Genomic DNA, 17,451 nt, shown 5'->3' with positions numbered 1-17,451 from the left:
CGGCCGAGCGCATGTCGACCGAGGTGCCGTCGTAGGCGGCGAAGCTGACCGGCGAGATGTCGCGCAGGTACGAGACCTGCGTGTGCGTGCGTAGGGGTGCGTTGCACGCACCGAACGCCACATTGGGGCGCATGGGTCAGGCCGTGACGCCGTCGGCTTCCGCGGCCTTCGCCACCGCCGCCGCGACCTCGGGGGCCACGCGCGGATCGAGCGGGCTCGGGACGATCCGGTCCGCGGCCAGGTCGTCCATCGCCACCGACACGATCGCCTCGGCGGCCGCCAGCTTCATGCCCTCCGTGATCGCCCGGGCGCCGGAGTCCAGCGCGCCGCGGAACACGCCGGGGAACGCCAGCACGTTGTTGATCTGGTTCGGGAAGTCGCTGCGCCCGGTGGCCACGATCGACGCGTAGCGCGCCGCCGCGACCGGGTGCACCTCCGGGTCCGGGTTGGACAGGGCGAACACGATGCCGCCGCCCGCCATCCGGCCCAGCAGCGACTCGTCGATCGTCGCGCCGGACAGGCCGAGGAACACGTCCGCGCCTTCCAGCGCTTCGGCGAGCCCGCCTGTCAACCCGGCCTTGTTCGTCGTCGAAGCCAGCCGCGCCTTGACCGGGTTCAGGCCGTCCCGGTCCGGGTGGATGATGCCGCGCGAGTCGAGCACGGTGACGTCGCCGATGCCGGCCTCCTGGAGGATCCGGGCGCAGGCGACGCCGGCCGCGCCGGCCCCGGAGACGACCACGCGCTGGTCGGCGATCGCCCGGTCCAGCACCAGGTTGGCGCCGCGCAGGGCGGCCAGCGTGACGATCGCCGTGCCGTGCTGGTCGTCGTGCATGACCGGGCAGTCCAGCGCTTCCTTGAGCTTGTCCTCCAGCTCGAAGCAGCGCGGCGCGGAGATGTCCTCCAGGTTGACCGCCCCGTAGGAGGGCCGCAGCCGCACCAGTGTCTCGACGATCTCGTCGACGTCGGTGGTGTCCAGCACCAGCGGGATCGAGTCGAGCCCGCCGAAGGTCTTGAAGAGCACCGACTTGCCCTCCATGACCGGCAGCGACGCGCTGGCGCCGATGTCGCCGAGGCCGAGCACCGCCGTCCCGTCGCTCACCACGACGACCAGCCGGTCCGCCCACGTGTACCGCTTGGCCTTGGCCGCGTCCTCGGCGATCGCGCGGCTCACCTTCGCCACCCCCGGGGTGTACGCGATCGAAAGGTCACGCGCGCTCGAAATCGGGCGGGTGGCCGCCACCGAGAGCTTGCCACCCTCGTGCCCGGTGAAGATCTCTTCGTCGGTGACCGGCGCAACAGTGCCGGTGGGGTCGTCCATGGGGTTTCCTGTCGTCGTTTCCGTCATTCCCCCAGTGGGAATGACGGAACTCGCGGTTCGAACGTGTGTCACTGGAATTTCTCCTGGGCCTGCGAGCGGGGGGACCACGGCAGCACGGAAAACCGTGGGGCTTCCTCCGGCACGGCAGCCCAGCGCGGTAGCGCCGGCCTGTCGGCGAGGCGTCACGTCGGCCATCGATGCCGTGGGTCTGGCGATGGCCGCGGACGCGGCGGTTCGTTCATTGTGACAGGTTCGCCCGCGACCGCGACCCCTCGGTGCGGTTGATGTCACACCCCTACCGTTTGACCCCAATTCCCAAGACGTCCGTTCGGTTTTGTTGGCGCCCGATAAGGTGATGCCATGCAATTCCGCCGGCTGAGCATCCCGGATGCCTACGAGTTCCTCCCCCGGGCGTTCTCCGACGACCGGGGCCTGTTCGTCGCCCCGTTCCAGGAGGCGACCTTCCAGGAGGCAGCCGGTCACCCGCTGCGGGTCGGCCAGTCGAACCACAGCGTGTCCCGGCGCGGCACGATCCGCGGCATCCACTTCGCCGACACACCACCCGGTCAGGCGAAGTACGTCTACTGCCCGCGCGGCTCGCTGCTCGACGTCGTCGTCGACCTCCGCGTCGGATCGCCAACCTTCGGCGCCTGGGACGCCGTCCGGCTCGACGCGCGCGAGTACCGCGCCGTGTACCTGGCCGAGGGTCTCGGTCACGGCTTCGTCGCGCTCGAAGACGACACGGCGATGGCCTACCTCTGCTCCGAGCCGTACAACCCGTCGGGCGAGCACGGCATCACCCCGCTCGACCCGGCCCTGGACCTGCCGTGGCCCGCGGACATCGAGCCGATCCTGTCCGACAAGGACCGCGACGCCCCCACGCTGGCCGAAGCCCGGGAACAAGGCTTGCTCCCGGCGTACGACGACTGCGTCGCGTACTACGACAAGCTGCGCTCCGCCAACTGACCGATCTGCGGCCATCAGGCTGCTTGCGCAGTTAGTAAGCGTGCATATAGTCTGCTTGCATGACACTTTACGAGTACGAGCACAGCGAGATCTCCGCCGCCCCGGCTGCCGCGATCTGGCCGCTGTGGGCCGACACCGGCCGCTGGCCCGAGTGGGACGCGGGTGTCCGGTCGGTGGTCCTCGACGGCTCCTTCACCGTCGGCACCAGCGGCACGATGACCATGGACGGCATGCCGCCGATCCCGTTCACCCTCACCGAGGTCACCGAGGGCCGGAGCTTCACCGACGAGACCCGGCTGCCGGACGCGCACCTGCGGTTCGAGCACGTGCTGGCGGACGTCGACGGCGGCACGCGGATCATCTACCGCGTCACCATCGACGGTCCCGACGGCTTCGGCCCGCAGGTCACCGAGGACACCCCGGACGCCATGCGCGCGCTGGCGCGGCTCGCTGAGGCAACTCTTTCGGGGGACCGGGTGCCGGAGCCCCCGGATGTCACAGCATCCTCGCGGGTATGACCGCCCCGGAGTCCCGCCTGCCCGGCCCCGAGCGCAGCCCCGGCTTCCTGCTGTGGCGCGTGACACTGGCCTGGCAGCGGGCGATGCGGGCCGCACTGGCCCCGCACGACCTCACGCACGTCCAGTTCGTGCTGCTGACGACCACGTGGTGGCTCACCCGCTCAGGGGAGCCACCGACCCAGCGGCAGCTCGCCGACCAGGCCGGCACGGACACGATGATGACCAGCCAGGTCGTCCGCAAGCTCGCCGAACGCGGCCTGCTGGACCGGACCGACGACCCGGTGGACGCCCGCGCGAAGCGCCTGGAGGTCACCCCGGCCGGCCTGGAGCTGGTCGCGAAGGCGTTGAAGGACGTCGAGGCCGCGGACGCCGAATTCTTCTCGAGCGCGGACGACGGCTTCGTCGCGTCGCTGGCAAAGCTCGGCCGTTGACCGTGGTTCACCGGTCGCGAAATTTCGGGTCTCCCCTGGGGGCGATCCCGGATGTCCCGCGTCGGCCGTCCGAGCAGGCTGACGGCCATGAAACTCCTCGCACTGGCCGCGGCCGGGGTCGCCGCGGCCGCACTGGCGCTGACGCCGGGGGCCGCGTCCGCCGACGAACTCCCGACGTTCGACTTCACCGCCTGCCCGGCGCCGCCGCCGAACGCCGACCCGGGCACCTGGCGCTGCGAAGCCTTTGTCTCCCAAGGGAAACTGACGATCCACGGCCGGGAGATCCCGCTCGGCGAACTGCGGCTGACGTTCAGCGAAGGCCGGGTGAACGGCCAGTACGCGCAGGCGTTCGGCACACTGCGGCACGCGCCGGTGCGCGTCCCCGGCCTGGCCGGCACGACGCTCCAGCTGCGCTACGGCGGCTACTCGGACTTCCAGGGCAACGCCTCGCGCCGGGGCGAGCTCGACGTCTACGCGGCGCTCCGGCATCCGTTGCTGGGCAAGGAATGCAGCATCGGCACAGCGTCGGCGCCGCTGCACACCGTGGTCCACGACGACCCGGCCGTGCCGCCGACGGTGCTCTCCAAGAACCCGCCGACCATGCACTTCGGCGTCGTGGACCCGGATCTCGCACTCCCGGCCACGCAGGGCTGCGGCGCGCTCGGCAAGCTCGTCGACCGGCGGCTCGGCCTGCCGTCGCCGTCCGGTGAGAACACGTTCCACCAGACGACGTACGTGCGGTACAAGCAGCTCTAACGCTTCTTCGGCGTCACCCAGATGATGATCGTCCCGGTGACCACGGGCCTGCCGTTCGTGTCCGAAATGGTCACCGGGACTTCGAGCTCGAAACCTTCGTCGCCGAACTCCGGCAGTTCGGGCAGCGCCGCCACCGCGCGCAGGCCCGTCTCGGCTTTCGCGACGTACTGGACGTTCATGCCCTTCGGCAGCCAGCGGTGCGTCGGCGGGATCGTCGCCTCGGCGAGCATGCCCATCGCGAGTTCGGCGAGGTTGCAGGCGGCGATCGCGTGGAACGTGCGGATGTGGTTGTGAACACCCCACCACTTCGGCGCGGTCACCTCGCAGTGGCCTGGCCGCAGCTCGCGCACCGAGGGCAGCACCGTGCGGAAGTAGGGCACGCGCAGGCAGATCCCGGCGCTGAACAGCTGTTTCCCGCCGGGCTTCCCGGCCAGCTTGCGCCACAGCGCGTACGTCGGCGTCTCCGGCATGGGCGTCTCCTCGAGCTAAGCTACCGTTCAGTAGCTAAGCAGACGACCCGCCGGGGCGCAAACCACGGATATATTCGGCGGCGTGGCCAACCGTCTCTTCCTCCTCCGGCACGGACAGACCGAATGGTCGATGAACGGGCGGCACACGGGCCGCACGAACATCCCGCTGACCCCGGCCGGGGAAGGCCAGGCGCTCGCCGCGGGCGGCACGCTCCGGAGCCTGGTCGGCGGGCCGTCGCTGGTGCTGTCGAGCCCCCGCGAACGGGCGCTCCGCACGGCGGCGCTGGCCGGCCTGCGCGTCGACGAAGTCACCGAGGACCTCTCCGAGTGGGACTACGGCGACTACGAGGGCATCACCACGCCGAAGATCCGGGAAACCGTGCCGGGGTGGACGGTCTGGACCCACCCGATCCCCGGCGGCGAGAGCGCCGCAGAGGTGTCCGACCGCGCGGACAAGGTCCTGGAGCGCGCTCGCCGCGACATCGAAGCCGGTGACGTGATCCTCGTCGGGCACGGGCACTTCAGCCGGGTGCTGGTGGCCCGCTGGCTCGGCCTGCCCGCCACCTCCGGAGTCCACTTCGGACTGGACGCGGCCGGGATCGCGGTACTCGGCGACGAGCGCGGCGAACCGCAGATCGAACACCTCAACCTGCTGCCCGCACTGGAGGACTGACGTGCCCGACGACCGCATCCGCCGGATCCGGCCCGACGACGTCGAGGCCGCCGTCCAGCTGGCGTACGAACTCGCCGAGTACGAGCGCGCGCCGGACGAGTGCCACCTGACGACTTCGCAGTTGCACGAGGCTCTGTTCGGAGCGGCGCCGAAGCTGTTCGGGCACGTGGCCGAAGTGGACGGCGAGGTCGTCGGCTTCGCCGTCTGGTTCCTCAACTACTCGACCTGGCGCGGCGTGCACGGGATCTACCTCGAGGACCTGTTCGTCCGCGCCTCGCAGCGTGGGTCGGGCCTGGGGAAGGCGCTGCTGGCGGCCCTCGCGGCCGAATGCGTCGCGAACGGCTACGCGCGGCTCGAGTGGTCGGTGCTGGACTGGAATCCGGCCACGGAGTTCTACAAGGCCCTCGGCGCGGTGGCGATGGACGAGTGGACCGTCAACCGGCTCACCGACGCACCCCTGCGAGCCCTCGCCGAACAGGCGTAACTCGCGTGATCAGAGCCGGATCTCGCGTGATCGAGGCCGGATCCGGCGTGATTGCCGCCGGATCTCGCGAGTTACGGCTCCGATCACGCGAGTTACGGGCCTGATCACGCGAAATCCGGATTCAGTCTTCTTCGTGGCCTTCGCGCTCGGCGCGGCGGCCGGCGAGCCCACCGCGTTCGGCGGCCTCCGTTTCGGTCTCGCCCTCGCGCAGGCCCAGCGCCCAGGCGCGGGACGGACGGCGGAACAACAGCACCAGCGTGGCGATGCCGAACAGCGCGATCGGCACGCCCCAGGCCGGCTCGCCGGACGGGCCGAGCAGGTACCAGCCGAGCCCGATCACGATCAGCGCGATCACCACGCCGGGCGAGCGCGCCCACGTGTGGCCGAGGACCAGTCCCGCCGAGGCCGCCAGGAACGCCAGCGCCACCACGATGAACGTGCCCGACTCGACGAAGACGTTGTTGCCCGGCTGCGCCGGTTCCCGCAGGCCGTTCACCAGCACGATCACCCCGAACACGAGCAGGGCGAGCGACGGCACCGCGGTGACGGCGCCGGCCAGCCGGACCTCGCGGGGCGCGGGCGAGAGCTTCACTGCGACAGCCTTCCGGACGGGCTTTCGAGGCGCTTTGCGAGAGCACAGTGGACTCGACCAGGGCGAGTCACCGTGCGTGAGCTCTTTTGATCGTATGCCACCCGGTCGGCCGTTTTCGCGGGACCGCCCGGGCGTCGAAGATTCAGGTGTCGTCGATGAGCGGGCGGTCGGCCCGGGTGCACTTGTCACGACGAGCGGACACTCGTGGTGTGAAGGAGGCCGCCCGGCACAGGGTCTCGAAGATGCTGTTCCCAGGGTTGCGCCCGTCACCATGCGACGCCGGAAGGTTCTCGGGCCGCCGGAAGTCACTTACCCTGCGGTGGTGCGTGCAATCCTCGTCGTGAACCCCCAGGCCACCTCGACCACCGCCGGTGGCCGGGACGTGCTGGCGCACGCGCTCGCCAGCCAGGTCAAGCTCGACGTGGTCGAAACGGACTACCGCGGCCACGCGAGGGCCATCGCGCGCTCGGCCGCGCGGGACGGGATCGACCTGGTCGTGGCGCACGGCGGCGATGGCACGGTCAACGAGGTCGTCAACGGCCTGCTGGCCGACGCCGCGGTGACGTCCGGGACTTCGCGGACCCACGGTGACCCCACTGAAATCGGGCCGGTGCCCGCGCTGGGCGTCGTGCCCGGCGGCTCGGCCAACGTGTTCGCGCGCGCCCTCGGCATCTCCGCGGACCCCGTCGAGGCCACCCACCAGCTGCTCAACGCGCTGGAGAACGACCGCTCGCGCCGGGTCGGGCTCGGACTGGCCGACGGCCACTGGTTCACCTTCAACGCCGGCCTCGGCTGGGACGCCGACGTCGTCGGCCGGGTCGCGAAGCGCCGCGGCAAGCAGACCACCGCCGGGCTGTACCTGCGGGCCGCCGTCCGCTCCTACTTCCGGCCGCCGCTGGGCCGGCCGGCCTTGACGATCCGCATCCCGGGCGAGGAACCCGCCGAGGCGGTGACCGCTTTCGTGTCCAACACCGACCCGTGGAGCTACCTGGGCGAGCGTGCGATCCACCTCAATCCGGGTTGCTCGTTCGAGACGGGATTGGGCTTGTTCGCGTTGAGCGGTCTGACGTTGCCCACCGTGTTCAAGCATGTACGCCATGCTTTGGCCACGAAGAGCAACCAACGCGGCCGACGTCTCGTGCGTCACGATGACCTGCCGATGATCCGCATCGACGCAGCTGAACCGGTAAACTTCCAGGTGGACGGCGACCTCGTCGGCCAGCGAACCAGGGTGGAGTTTTTCAGCGTCCCCGATGCACTCAGAGTGATTACGTGACGATGGGACCGCTGATCGCCTGCGGCAAAGTGCCATCTGCCGTTCGTCGACGCAGAGCCTCCACTCACCGCATCAACCTTCCCTTCGGATGGCCGATTCGGAGAGAAACCGCAGGTCAGACGCGTCGCTCGGCCGGGTGAGCTGACTCACCGATCTTCAAGAAACCCTTGTCGAAAGCGGTGCTTCGTGAAAGCATTCACAAGCACCCAAAACAACGACCGCCATGACGACTGTGGCGCGGCCTTTCCGCGCCATATGAAGGAGCTCACGAACATGGACTGGCGCCACGACGCGGCCTGCCGAGACGAGGACCCCGAGCTGTTCTTCCCGGTGGGAACCAGCGGTCCTGCTCTGTCGCAGGTAGCTCAGGCGAAGGCCGTGTGCCACCGCTGCACCGTCGCTTCCGACTGCTTGGCCTGGGCTCTGGCCAGCGGCCAGGACGCGGGCGTGTGGGGCGGCATGAGCGAAGACGAGCGACGCGCGCTCAAGCGCCGCCGTACGCACATCGGCACGCGTACCAACGCCTGAAGTTTCACATAGAAGCACCAGAACCGAGAAGGAAATTCCTCCCGGCGGGCACTGCTGTGTCCACGTCGTCTGGGGTGACACCTACCCGGTTCGAGCTTAACAAGTGGGGCGAAACCACCCGGCGACGGGTGCGGTGAAACCTCACCGGGACTTCAAGTCATCCCGCGAAGCGCTGAACGGCCCGGCACCACGCACCTGGTGCCGGGCCTTCATCGTGTCACCCGTCCAATCACGCGTGATGCCCCTCCAATCACGCGCGATGCCCGCCCAGTCACGCGAACCGACCGCTTGAGTACGCGAACCGACCGCCCAGGTACGGCGAAGCCGGTCAGAGCCGGCGCGAGAGCGGGATGCGCAGCGCGGCTTCCGTCCCCGACGCCCGGGGCGAAGACGCCTCCACGTGCACCTTCCGCAGCGACAGCGAGCCCCGCAGCTCGGACTCCACCAGTGTCCGCACGATCTGCAGACCCAGGCCGTCCGAACGCTCCAGCGAGAACCCCGACGGCAGGCCACGCCCGTTGTCGCGGATGACGACGTCCAGCCAGCGGGCCGAGCGCTCGACGACCAGCTCGACCTTGCCCGACCGGCCAGCCGGGAAGGCGTGCTCGATCGCGTTCTGCACCAGTTCGGCCAGCACCATCACCAGCGGCGTCGCGATCTCCGCGACCACCACCCCGAACGAGCCCTTCCGCGACAGCCCGACCTGCGACTCCGCCGTGGCGACCTCGCCGACCATCGGCAGCACGTTGTCGAGCAGCTTGTCGAGGTCGACGCGCTCGTCCACGGAGATCGACAGCGCCTCGTGCACCAGCGCGATCGACGTCACCCGGCGCACCGACTCGGCGAGCGCGAGCCGCGCCTCCTCCGACGTCGTCCGCCGGGACTGGAGGCGCAGCAGCGCCGCCACCGTCTGCAGGTTGTTCTTCACCCGATGATGGATCTCACGGATCGTGGCGTCCTTCGACAGCAACGCGCGGTCACGCCGTTTGACCTCGGTGACGTCGCGGACGAGCACCAGCGCGCCCGCCGCCTGTCCGGCCGGCCGCAGCGGCAGCGCGCGGAACAGCACCACGGCGCCGCGTCGCGAATCGGCCTCCGTCCGGCTCGACGGCTTCCCGTCGAGGGCCTCGATGATCCGGTGGGACACCTCGGTCGCGTCGAACGGGTCGCGGATCAGCGACCGCGTCAGCGGCGCCAGCCGGGTGCCGACCAGGTCGGACTCGTGCCCCATCCGGTGGTAGGCGGACAGCCCGTTCGGGCTGGCGAACACCACCGTGCCGCTCGAGTCGAGCCGGATCAGCCCGTCGCCGACCCGCGGGGACGTGTGCGTGTCGGTCGCGTTGGTGCCGCTCGGCGGGAACGTGCCGTCGACGATCATCTGGCAGAGGTCGCCGGCGCTGCCCAGGTACGCGATCTCCAGCGGGCTGGGCACCCGCGGCGCGGCCAGGTTCGTCTCGCGGCTCATCACCGCGACGACGTCGTCGTGGAACCGCACCGGGATCGCCTCGCGCCGCATCGGCAGGTCGCGGTACCAGTGCGGGTCCTCCTCGCGGCAGATCCGCACCTCGCGCATGGCCTTCGCCAGCTGCGGGTGCTCGTCCACCGTGAACCGGGTGCCGACGACGTCCTCCGGGTGCGCGGTGGGCGCCGTCGTCGGCCGCGCGTGCGCGACGCAGACGAAGTCGCCGCCGTCCGGTTGCAGGTCCTCGGTCACCGGGACCCAGAGCAGGAAGTCCGCGAAGGACAGGTCGGCCAGCAGCTGCCACTCGGCGACGACGGTCTGCAGGTGATCCGCCGCCTCCCCGGGGAGGCCGGTGTTGTCGGCGAGCAGTTCGGCGAGCGTGGACACGGCGTTACCCGGCCATCCCGGCCACGTTGGCCCTGATCTCGGCCATGGACACCCTCCTCGTACTCCGCCCCGACCACCCCATCCAACCAGAACGGGAGGTCATGACACACTTGAGTGGTTGACCCAGCCCGGCAGGCGCCAGCGCCGCGGCCGTGGCCACTTTTGACGACGAGGAGTGAACATGTCGAAGCGCGCCCGCAAGCGTCGCGACCGGAAGAAGAACGGCGCGAACCACGGCAAGAAGCCCAACGCCTGATTCCGGCGTCCGGCATGACGAAGGCCCCCGCGCACTCGCGTGGGGGCCTTCGTCGTGCTCGGGCACTACTCGGAACGCTGCTCGAGGGTGATCTCGGTGCGCTCCACCGTGACGCCGCCGCGCGAGGCGACGGTCTGGCGGATCGACGCGCGCAGCCGGCTCTTCAGCTCGGCCGGGGCGTGGTCGCCGCCGCACTTGCGGGCCAGCAGCTGCTTGATGTGCTCGTCGATGCCGTACTCCTCGAGGCACGGCGGGCAGTCCTCGATGTGCTTGCGCAACGCGGCATCGCGCTCCGCGGTGCACTCCCGGTCGAGGAGCAGGTAGATGTCGGCGAGCGCCTCTTCGCAGCGGACCTTGTCGGACGCGCCCTCGCACATGTCGCTCATCGCCCGGCCACCTCCTCCTTGGCACCCCGGATGAAGCCGCGCTCCCGCGCGACGTCGGCGAGCAGGTCGCGCAGCTGGGCGCGGCCGCGGTGCAGGCGGGACATCACGGTGCCGATGGGCGTGTCCATGATCTCGGCGATCTCCTTGTACGCGAAGCCCTCGACGTCGGCCAGGTAGACGGCCAGCCGGAACTCCTCGGGCAGCTTCTGCAGGGCGGCCTTGACGTCGGTGTCGGGCAGGTTGTCCATCGCCTCGACCTCGGCCGACCGCAGCCCGCTCGAGGTGTGCGCCTCGGCCTTGGCGATCTGCCAGTCCGTGATCTCCTCGGTGGGCTGCTGCACCGGCTGCCGCTGCCGCTTGCGGTAGCCGTTGATGTAGGTGTTGGTCAGGATGCGGTACATCCACGCTTTGAGGTTCGTGCCCGCCTTGAACGACGCGAAGGCGGCGTACGCCTTCAGATAGGTCTCCTGGACCAGGTCCTCGGCATCGGCGGGGTTGCGGGTCATCCGCATCGCGGCCGAGTACAGCTGGTCGAGCAGCGGCATCGCGTCCCGCTCGAAGCGCTCGGCGCGCTCGGCCTCCGTCGCTTCTTCCGGCGCTGAGTTCTGCGTGCTCGGCAAACCGTTCCCTTCCCGCTCGGCGTCGATGCGCGTACGCGCATACGGCGGACCCGAGTTTACGCGGGGGCCGGGCACGCCGGGGTTCGCCGGTGCCAGCGTGCGGCGACGGCTGCGAGAGCGTGGGTTAGCGAGCGTTGTGGTCACGCCCGATACAACCGATCGGCGGTACCGGGCATTCCCTAGACTTCCGTGCCATGGCTGGCAAGGGCACCCCGGCGACCGCGGTTCTGACCAAGCAGAAGGTGGCGCACACGCTCCACACCTACGACCACGACCCGCGCGCGGAGTCGTACGGGCTGGAGGCCGTGGAGGCGCTCGGACTGGACCGGGCCCAGGTGTTCAAGACGCTGGTCGCCGAGGTCGACGGCAAGCTCACGGTCGGCGTGGTCCCGGTCACCGGCCAACTTGACCTGAAGGCACTGGCGGCCGCGGCGGGCGGCAAGAAGGCGAAGATGGCCGACCCGGCGGCGGCCCAGCGGGCGACGGGATACGTGCTGGGCGGGATTTCCCCGCTGGGACACCGGAGCCGGCTGCCGGTGGTGATCGACGCGTCCGCGGAGAAGTTCGACACGGTGTTTTGTTCGGCCGGGCGGAGGGGCCTTGAGGTGGAGCTGGCACCGGCCGACCTGATCCGGCTCACCGGCGCTGTGGTGGCGCCGATCGCGGCCTGACCTGGAGCGCCAGCCGCTGACAAAGCGGCTCAGGCGAGCGGGCGCAGCACCCGCGACAGCCACTCCGTCGCCGCCCGTGACACCGTCTCCAGGTCCTTGCCCAGGTTGTGGTCCCCGTCCACCAGCACGATCTCGTGGTGCGGCCCCGCCTTCGGCCGCCCGAACGGGTCGCGCTCGCCCTGGACCACCAGCACCGGCACCTCGACCGCGTCCAGTTCCGGCTGGCGCGTCTTCTCCGGCCTGCCCGGCGGGTGCTCGGGGAACGCCAGGCAGAGCACCGCCACCGCCTGCCCGGCCGCCGCCGTGCGGCAGGCCACCCGTGCGCCCGATGACCGGCCGCCAAACACGAACGGCAGACCGTCGAAGCGTGCCGACAGGTCGTCCACGATCGTCAGCCACGCCGTGTCCAGCTGGTTCGCCGGGGCCGGCGAGCGGCGCCCCGCCACTCGGTACGGCTGCTCGATCAGCGCGACGTGCACGCCCGCCGCCTGCGCCGCCCTGGTCACCGCGACCAGGTCCTTCGCGCCGAGCCCGCCACCCGCGCCGTGGCCGAGCATCAGCACGGCCTCGCCCTCCTCGGCGCAGTGCAGGTAGACCCGGGCCGGGCCGTACGCGGTGTCGATCTCGAGGGCGGTCATGACTTCGGCACGTCGAACAGCGCGGCCTCGTCCTCGAGCTGCTGCCGCTGGTCGACGCGCTCCAGCAGTTCGGGCCCGTTGTTGCGGACGTTGTTGACCAGGCTCGAGATCGGCCGCAGCTCCAGCGCCGAAACGATGTCGTCGGGCGTGGGCACCAGCAGATCGGTGACGTCTTCGCGGTCCGGGTCGAGCCAGCCGTCCCAGTGTGACTCCGGCACGATCAGCGGCATCCGGTGGTGGATGTCGGTGAGCTGCCCGGCGGCGTCGGTGGTGATGATCGAGAAGGTGATCAGCGGCTGGGCGTTGTCGTCGTCCTTCGGCCGCCAGCTCTCCCAAATGCCGCCGAACGCGATCGACGAGTCGTCGGGTGCGGTCATGTAGAACGGCTCCTTCTCCTTGCCGGTGCGGCGCCATTCGAACCAGCCGTCGGCGGGCACCAGGCAGCGGCGCGACGTCAGCGCGCGGCGGAAGGCGGGTTTCTCGGCGGCCGTCTCGGCGCGGGTGTTGATCATCCGCGAGCCGACCGACGGGTCCTTGGCCCAGAACGGCACCAGGCCCCACTTCATCATCCGCAGTGAGCGCTCGGCGGGCTCGTCCTCGAGGACCTGGCCTTCTTCGTCACGCGGGTGCCGCTGCACGACGGTGACCACGTTCTTCGTCGGCGCCACGTTGTGGTCCACCCGCGCGCGACCCTCGGTGAGGTCGATCGCGTCGAACTCTTCGATCAGCTTCGCCGGGTCCTTGGTGGCGGCATAACGGCCGCACATCGCCAACCTCCTCGTACCGGATATGTCCGGGACGCCATCGTTACACGCAGGCCAGGGCTGTGGCGAGCGGCATGGGATCATTCGGGGGCACCGGCGCACGGGAGGAGGACAGTTTGGCGCGCAACGACTGGAGCAAGCTCGACGAGTCCGACGTCCGGGTGCGCCCCGGCAAGGGCACCAGGCCTCGCAGCAAGCGCCGTCCCGAGCACGCCGACGCCGTCACCGCCATGGTGATCGGCAAGGACCGCGGCCGCTGGACCTGCGCGATCGACGCCGATCCCGGACGGGTGATCACCACGATGCGGGCCCGCGAGATGGGCCGCACGCCGGTCGTGGTCGGTGACCGGGTCGGGGTCGTCGGCGACGTCTCCGGCAAGCCGGACACCCTCGCGCGCATCATCCGCGTCGACGAGCGCACCAGCTCCCTGCTGCGCACGGCCGACGACACCGACCCGTTCGAGCGGCTCGTCGTCGCCAACGCCGAGCGCCTGCTGATCGTCACCGCGCTGGCCGACCCGCCGCCGCGCACCGGGTTCATCGACCGCTGTCTCGTCGCCTGCTACGCGGGCGGCGTCGAACCGGTGCTGTGCCTGACGAAGGCCGACCTGGCCAGCCCGGACGAGCTCCTCGCGGGGTACGCGGGCCTCGACATCCCGGCGATCGTGACCCGCCACGACGAGGAACCCGAAGGCCTCGCCGAGATGCTGAAGGACCGCGTGACGGCGCTGGTCGGACACTCCGGTGTCGGTAAGTCGACACTGGTCAACCGCCTGGTGCCGAACGCCGACCTGGCCGTCGGCGTGGTGAGCGGGGTCGGCAAGGGGCGGCACACGTCCGTCGCCGCGGTGGCGCTGCCGCTGCCGGACGGCGGCTGGGTGATCGACACGCCCGGCGTGCGGTCGTTCGGGCTGGCCCACGTCACCGCCGACCACATCGTCGACGCCTTCGAGGAGTTCGCCGAAGCCGCCGAGGAGTGCCCGTCGGGCTGCGGGCACCTGGGGCCGCCGGAAGACCCGGGCTGCGCGCTCGACGACGTCGTCACCGACGGCAAGGCGGGCGCCGAGCGGCTCGCGTCGCTGCGGCGCCTGCTGGCCTCCCGCGGCGGCCACGAAGTGACCCGCGACACGGAGTCCTGAGGCAACCGGGAACCAGGGCCGGGCCGTCACCGTCACATCGGTAACCAATCACCCGATCAGGCGATATGCCGAGGGGAAGATCCGACTCCCGAGGGGAACTCAATGCGCAAGACCACCCTGGTCGCGGCGGGTGCCGCACTGGTGCTCACGCTGACGGCGTGCAGCGGCAATGCCACCACCGGCACCGCCGAGCCCGCCGCCGCGAACGGCCAGTCCCAGTCGAACGGCGGCAGCGGCCTCGCTTCGCCGTTCACCGACGCGATCCAGCTGGCGTCGGCGTCCAAGCAGGGGACCGAGCAGTCCAAGTCGGCGAAGTTCACCATGGAGGGCTCGGTGGCCGGGCAGACCCTCAGCGCCACCGGCGCGATGGCCTTCGACGGTGCGAACACCAAGTTCTCGATGACCAGCACCGCGGCCGGCCAGACCACGGAAATGCGCATGGTCGACAAGGTCATGTACATCAAGCTGCCCGCCGACCAGCAGAAGCAGATGCGCACCGACAAGGCGTGGGCGAAGATCTCGACCGACGGCACCGACCCGATCTCGCAGGCGCTGGGCGGCGCGCTGTCGCAGTCGGCCGAGCAGAGCGACCCGAGCAAGATGCTCGACCAGATCTCGAAGGCGGGCCGGATCATCTCGTCCGACCAGACCGAGCTGAACGGCGAGCAGGTCAACCACTACAAGGTCGAGCTCGACGTCGCCAAGGCGGTCGACCAGTTCGCCGGCCAGGCCCCGGCCGCCGCGCGCGACAAGATCACCGAGATGCTCAAGGGCAAGGACATCAAGCTCCCGGCCGAGCTGTGGCTGAACAAGGGCAATCTGCCGGTGCAGGTCACCATGGACCAAGGCCCGATGATGCAGGCGCTGGGTGCGCCGGGCGCGGGTGACTCGAAGTTCACCATGAAGTACAGCGACTGGGGCACCCAGGTCGACGTGGCGGCCCCGCCCGCCGAGCAGGTCGTCGACCTCGGCGAGCTGATGAAGAAGGCCGGTCGCTGACCGGGCGACGGTGAGTAGCAAGCGGCTCCCTCGAACGGGTTCGGGGGAGCCGCTGTGTTCTCCCCGGTTGGACGTCCAGGCGCCGGCGCCGGGCGAGGTGGGCTAGGCAGGTTGTCCACAGGCCTTCCCGCCTGTGGACAACTCAGAGCAGCTCGAGCAGGAACGGCAGCTCCTGCGGCGCGTACCAAGCCAGCTCGTGGTCCTCGGCGTCGCCGAGGGTGAACTCCGCGTCCGGATCGCCGAGGTCCGCCGCGTCGACCACCGCCGCCGCCGCGGCCACCGCGTCCGCCGCTTCCGGGGCGTCCACGTGGATCGCCGCCACCGCCGACAGGGGGATCGGGCCGCCGATGCGGACCACCGGTGCGTCGAGGTCCGGCCGCAGGGTGATCCCCTCGACGTCCGCCGACACCACCACCCGCCGCGGCTCGCCCTTCTCCTCCGCCGCGATCAGGCGCAGCGAGGCGCGCGCCGCGTCCAGCAGCGCCGCGTACTCCAGCTCCTCGTCCGACCCGCTCAGGTACGCCTCGCGCAGCGCCGGGGTCAGCGCGAACGCCGTCCCGCTGCGGGCGCGGAACTCCCCCGAGGACTCGAGGTCGCGAAGCATCGCGATGGTCGCAGGCAGATAGACCCTCACCAGTGCGCACCCTTCAGCTCTTCCAGGGATTCGTCGATCATCCCGGCCAGGAGATCGACGTCGAAAGCGGCCTTGCGGTCGCCGTTGAGTCCGAAGTAGACGCCGCCGTGGTACGACGTCACCCCGATCGCCAGCGCCTGAGTGCGCATCAGCGGCATCACCGGGAACATCTCGACCAGTCTGGCCTCTCCCGCGTACATCGGCATCTGCGGGCCCGGTGAATTGGTCACCATGACGTTGAAGATGCGCCCGGACAACGACCCCGCCGCACGCGCGCCGAGGGAGTGCAGGGTAGCCGGGGCGAATCCGCCCACCTTGAGCAGCCCGCGCGCGGCCACCGACCGGCCCGAGTCCAGGTGCTCGGCCATCGCGTGGCCGATGTGCTGCAGCCGCAGCACCGGGTTCGGCTCGCCGACCGGCAGGTCCACCAGGTACGCGGCCACCTGGTTGCCGACCAGCGCCGGCGTCGAGTACTCCGCGGTTTCCGCGTCGCGCACCGCCAGCGGCACCAACGCGCGGACCGTGGCGTTCGGGCTCAGCGACTCCTGGCGCGAAAGGAGCCATTCGCGCAGCGCGCCCGTGATGGCGGCGAGCACGACGTCGTTGACCGTGCCGCCGTGCGCCGCGCGGACCTTCCGGAAGTCCTCCAGCCGCGTGCGCACCACCGCGAACACGCGGCCGCCGGACACCCGGACGTTCAACGGCCCGGGCGGCGCCGGGCTCACGAGCGTGCGCAACGTCGACGCGACCCCGCCGACGGTTTCGGCGAACTTCCCCGCCGACGCGACCGCGTCGTTCGCCGCCGACCGGACGTTCTCCACGATCTCGCCCGGCCGCTGCACGCCCTCGCTGATCGCGTCCAGCACCAGCTGGGTGCGGCTCGGTTCGCGGCGCGGCGTCCAGATGTCCTCGAACGGCTCCGGCTCGGCCGGCGTCGGGTCGAGGATGAGCTGGCCCAGCTCGATCGTCCCGACACCGTCCACAACGGACTGGTGCGTCTTCGTCACCAGCGCCACGCGGTCGCCGGCCAGTCCCTCGATGAAGTACGCCTCCCAGAGCGGCCGCTCCGGCGCCAGCCGCCGCGACATCAGCCGCGCGACCAGGTCGAACAGCTGCTCGTCGCTGCCCGGCTGGGGCAGCGCCGAGCGCCGGACGTGGTAGTTCAGGTCGAAGTCGACGTCGTCCACCCACACCGGCCGCGCCAGGTGACCCGGCACCTCCAGCACGCGCTGCCGGTACCGCGGCAGGTACGCCAGCCGCGCCCCGACGAGGTCGAGCAGCTGCGCGTAGCTGAACCCGGAGCGCGGCCGCTCGAAGATCGCCACCCCGCCGACGTGCATGGGGGTCGTGTGGTCCTCCACGTAGAGGAACGAAGCGTCCAGCGCGGAAAGACGGTCGGGCATGGGGCCGATCCTTACACAGCGAACCTTGTTCCGGTCAGGCGGCGTCACGGGCCGCGACCTGCCGATCTACGGCAACTGTC

At 70.5% G+C, this 17,451-nt stretch carries 21 protein-coding genes; 11 read left to right on the top strand and 10 right to left on the bottom strand.

The features are described 5' to 3' along the window. Window positions 1-136: 136 nt before the first annotated feature. Window positions 137-1,318 carry an NADP-dependent malic enzyme gene (locus tag AB0M82_RS17690; protein WP_364722666.1) on the bottom strand — a complete coding sequence of 394 codons (1,182 nt, stop codon included), beginning with the start codon at window positions 1,316-1,318 and terminating at the stop codon, window positions 137-139. Between the two features lie 360 nt (window positions 1,319-1,678). Between AB0M82_RS17690 and rfbC the strand changes: the two genes are divergently transcribed. From rfbC to AB0M82_RS17670, 4 genes are all read left to right on the top strand, one after another. Next, a complete protein-coding gene (rfbC, locus tag AB0M82_RS17685; protein WP_364722664.1) occupies window positions 1,679-2,284 on the top strand; it encodes a dTDP-4-dehydrorhamnose 3,5-epimerase in 606 nt (201 codons plus the stop codon). Between the two features lie 59 nt (window positions 2,285-2,343). After that, a complete protein-coding gene (locus AB0M82_RS17680; RefSeq protein ID WP_364722662.1) occupies window positions 2,344-2,802 on the top strand; it encodes an SRPBCC family protein in 459 nt (152 codons plus the stop codon). After that, a complete protein-coding gene (locus AB0M82_RS17675; RefSeq protein ID WP_364722660.1) occupies window positions 2,799-3,233 on the top strand; it encodes a MarR family winged helix-turn-helix transcriptional regulator in 435 nt (144 codons plus the stop codon). Before AB0M82_RS17680 ends, AB0M82_RS17675 begins: the two co-directional genes overlap by 4 nt. Before the next feature lie 87 nt (window positions 3,234-3,320). Continuing rightward, on the top strand, window positions 3,321-3,989 hold the full coding sequence (locus AB0M82_RS17670; protein WP_364722658.1) for a hypothetical protein: 669 nt from the start codon (window positions 3,321-3,323) through the stop codon (window positions 3,987-3,989). On the opposite strand, the gene AB0M82_RS17665 is transcribed toward AB0M82_RS17670, so the two are convergent. After that, window positions 3,986-4,459, bottom strand: a complete 474-nt coding sequence (locus AB0M82_RS17665) for a hotdog fold domain-containing protein (RefSeq protein WP_364722657.1) — start codon at window positions 4,457-4,459, stop codon at window positions 3,986-3,988. The two genes, AB0M82_RS17670 and AB0M82_RS17665, sit on opposite strands and share 4 nt — an antisense overlap. Window positions 4,460-4,541: 82 nt before the next feature. Here AB0M82_RS17665 and AB0M82_RS17660 point away from each other — a divergent pair, with 82 nt between their 5' ends. Both AB0M82_RS17660 and AB0M82_RS17655 read left to right on the top strand, forming a co-directional pair. Beyond that, entirely contained in the window at window positions 4,542-5,132 is a 591-nt protein-coding gene (locus tag AB0M82_RS17660; RefSeq protein WP_364722655.1) for an acid phosphatase, read from the top strand. 1 nt (window position 5,133) lies between these two features. Beyond that, window positions 5,134-5,616, top strand: a complete 483-nt coding sequence (locus tag AB0M82_RS17655; protein ID WP_364722653.1) for a GNAT family N-acetyltransferase — start codon at window positions 5,134-5,136, stop codon at window positions 5,614-5,616. Between the two features lie 121 nt (window positions 5,617-5,737). Here the strand turns inward: AB0M82_RS17655 and AB0M82_RS17650 are convergent, their stop codons facing one another. After that, on the bottom strand, window positions 5,738-6,208 hold the full coding sequence (locus AB0M82_RS17650) for a hypothetical protein (RefSeq protein ID WP_364722651.1): 471 nt from the start codon (window positions 6,206-6,208) through the stop codon (window positions 5,738-5,740). 322 nt (window positions 6,209-6,530) lie between these two features. On the opposite strand from AB0M82_RS17650, the gene AB0M82_RS17645 reads away from it, so the two are divergent. Both AB0M82_RS17645 and AB0M82_RS17640 read left to right on the top strand, forming a co-directional pair. Beyond that, window positions 6,531-7,484, top strand: a complete 954-nt coding sequence (locus AB0M82_RS17645) for a diacylglycerol kinase family protein (RefSeq protein ID WP_364722649.1) — start codon at window positions 6,531-6,533, stop codon at window positions 7,482-7,484. A gap of 273 nt (window positions 7,485-7,757) precedes the next feature. Continuing rightward, a complete protein-coding gene (locus tag AB0M82_RS17640) occupies window positions 7,758-8,012 on the top strand; it encodes a WhiB family transcriptional regulator (RefSeq protein ID WP_072481920.1) in 255 nt (84 codons plus the stop codon). A 328-nt stretch (window positions 8,013-8,340) separates the two neighbouring features. Here the strand turns inward: AB0M82_RS17640 and AB0M82_RS17635 are convergent, their stop codons facing one another. The 3 genes from AB0M82_RS17635 to AB0M82_RS17625 all read right to left on the bottom strand — a co-directional run bounded on the left by AB0M82_RS17635 (window position 8,341) and on the right by AB0M82_RS17625 (window position 11,123). Next, the gene (locus AB0M82_RS17635; protein WP_364722647.1) at window positions 8,341-9,861 is read right to left on the bottom strand and encodes a histidine kinase N-terminal domain-containing protein; all 1,521 of its coding nucleotides are present in this window, start codon (window positions 9,859-9,861) and stop codon (window positions 8,341-8,343) included. Between the two features lie 321 nt (window positions 9,862-10,182). After that, window positions 10,183-10,503, bottom strand: coding sequence for a mycothiol system anti-sigma-R factor (rsrA, locus tag AB0M82_RS17630; protein ID WP_364722645.1), 321 nt, complete (start codon window positions 10,501-10,503; stop codon window positions 10,183-10,185). Continuing rightward, on the bottom strand, window positions 10,500-11,123 hold the full coding sequence (locus AB0M82_RS17625) for a sigma-70 family RNA polymerase sigma factor (protein ID WP_323325613.1): 624 nt from the start codon (window positions 11,121-11,123) through the stop codon (window positions 10,500-10,502). The genes rsrA and AB0M82_RS17625 overlap by 4 nt, the downstream gene beginning before the upstream one ends. Window positions 11,124-11,317: 194 nt before the next feature. Here AB0M82_RS17625 and ybaK point away from each other — a divergent pair, with 194 nt between their 5' ends. Continuing rightward, window positions 11,318-11,794, top strand: coding sequence for a Cys-tRNA(Pro) deacylase (ybaK, locus tag AB0M82_RS17620; protein ID WP_364722643.1), 477 nt, complete (start codon window positions 11,318-11,320; stop codon window positions 11,792-11,794). Window positions 11,795-11,823: 29 nt separating this feature from the next. Here ybaK and AB0M82_RS17615 read toward each other — a convergent pair whose 3' ends face one another. Continuing rightward, window positions 11,824-12,432: an alpha/beta family hydrolase gene (locus AB0M82_RS17615; RefSeq protein ID WP_364722641.1), complete on the bottom strand. Its 609-nt coding sequence runs from the start codon at window positions 12,430-12,432 to the stop codon at window positions 11,824-11,826. Then, window positions 12,429-13,199 (bottom strand): SOS response-associated peptidase, encoded by a 771-nt coding sequence (locus AB0M82_RS17610; protein WP_364722639.1) that lies wholly within the window; start codon window positions 13,197-13,199, stop codon window positions 12,429-12,431. The genes AB0M82_RS17615 and AB0M82_RS17610 overlap by 4 nt, the downstream gene beginning before the upstream one ends. A 113-nt stretch (window positions 13,200-13,312) precedes the next feature. Between AB0M82_RS17610 and rsgA the strand changes: the two genes are divergently transcribed. Together rsgA and AB0M82_RS17600 are read left to right on the top strand one after the other, a co-directional pair. Continuing rightward, entirely contained in the window at window positions 13,313-14,335 is a 1,023-nt protein-coding gene (gene rsgA / locus AB0M82_RS17605; protein WP_364722637.1) for a ribosome small subunit-dependent GTPase A, read from the top strand. Between the two features lie 102 nt (window positions 14,336-14,437). Then, window positions 14,438-15,334 carry a hypothetical protein gene (locus tag AB0M82_RS17600; RefSeq protein WP_364722635.1) on the top strand — a complete coding sequence of 299 codons (897 nt, stop codon included), beginning with the start codon at window positions 14,438-14,440 and terminating at the stop codon, window positions 15,332-15,334. Window positions 15,335-15,476: 142 nt separating this feature from the next. Here the strand turns inward: AB0M82_RS17600 and AB0M82_RS17595 are convergent, their stop codons facing one another. Both AB0M82_RS17595 and AB0M82_RS17590 read right to left on the bottom strand, forming a co-directional pair. Further along, window positions 15,477-15,968, bottom strand: coding sequence for a hypothetical protein (locus AB0M82_RS17595; protein WP_364722633.1), 492 nt, complete (start codon window positions 15,966-15,968; stop codon window positions 15,477-15,479). Then, entirely contained in the window at window positions 15,965-17,371 is a 1,407-nt protein-coding gene (locus AB0M82_RS17590) for a wax ester/triacylglycerol synthase family O-acyltransferase (protein ID WP_364722631.1), read from the bottom strand. Before AB0M82_RS17590 ends, AB0M82_RS17595 begins: the two co-directional genes overlap by 4 nt. Window positions 17,372-17,451 lie beyond the last annotated feature (80 nt).

Source organism: Amycolatopsis sp. NPDC051128, assembly GCF_040682715.1.
Lineage (GTDB): Bacteria > Actinomycetota > Actinomycetes > Mycobacteriales > Pseudonocardiaceae > Amycolatopsis.
Note: the sequence above shows the minus strand (reverse complement) of the source record. Positions and strands in the feature narration are given on the sequence as shown.

Bases quoted from the DNA above. Each gene is read 5' to 3' on its own strand.
- AB0M82_RS17690 (WP_364722666.1), bottom strand. From the start codon at position 1,318: ATGGACGACCCCACCGGCACTGTTGCGCCGGTCACCGACGAAGAGATC.
- rfbC (WP_364722664.1), top strand. From the start codon at position 1,679: ATGCAATTCCGCCGGCTGAGCATCCCGGATGCCTACGAGTTCCTCCCC.
- AB0M82_RS17680 (WP_364722662.1), top strand. From the start codon at position 2,344: ATGACACTTTACGAGTACGAGCACAGCGAGATCTCCGCCGCCCCGGCT.
- AB0M82_RS17675 (WP_364722660.1), top strand. From the start codon at position 2,799: ATGACCGCCCCGGAGTCCCGCCTGCCCGGCCCCGAGCGCAGCCCCGGC.
- AB0M82_RS17670 (WP_364722658.1), top strand. From the start codon at position 3,321: ATGAAACTCCTCGCACTGGCCGCGGCCGGGGTCGCCGCGGCCGCACTG.
- AB0M82_RS17665 (WP_364722657.1), bottom strand. From the start codon at position 4,459: ATGCCGGAGACGCCGACGTACGCGCTGTGGCGCAAGCTGGCCGGGAAG.
- AB0M82_RS17640 (WP_072481920.1), top strand. From the start codon at position 7,758: ATGGACTGGCGCCACGACGCGGCCTGCCGAGACGAGGACCCCGAGCTG.
- rsrA (WP_364722645.1), bottom strand. From the start codon at position 10,503: ATGAGCGACATGTGCGAGGGCGCGTCCGACAAGGTCCGCTGCGAAGAG.
- ybaK (WP_364722643.1), top strand. From the start codon at position 11,318: ATGGCTGGCAAGGGCACCCCGGCGACCGCGGTTCTGACCAAGCAGAAG.
- AB0M82_RS17615 (WP_364722641.1), bottom strand. From the start codon at position 12,432: ATGACCGCCCTCGAGATCGACACCGCGTACGGCCCGGCCCGGGTCTAC.
- AB0M82_RS17610 (WP_364722639.1), bottom strand. From the start codon at position 13,199: ATGTGCGGCCGTTATGCCGCCACCAAGGACCCGGCGAAGCTGATCGAA.
- AB0M82_RS17600 (WP_364722635.1), top strand. From the start codon at position 14,438: ATGCGCAAGACCACCCTGGTCGCGGCGGGTGCCGCACTGGTGCTCACG.
- AB0M82_RS17590 (WP_364722631.1), bottom strand. From the start codon at position 17,371: ATGCCCGACCGTCTTTCCGCGCTGGACGCTTCGTTCCTCTACGTGGAG.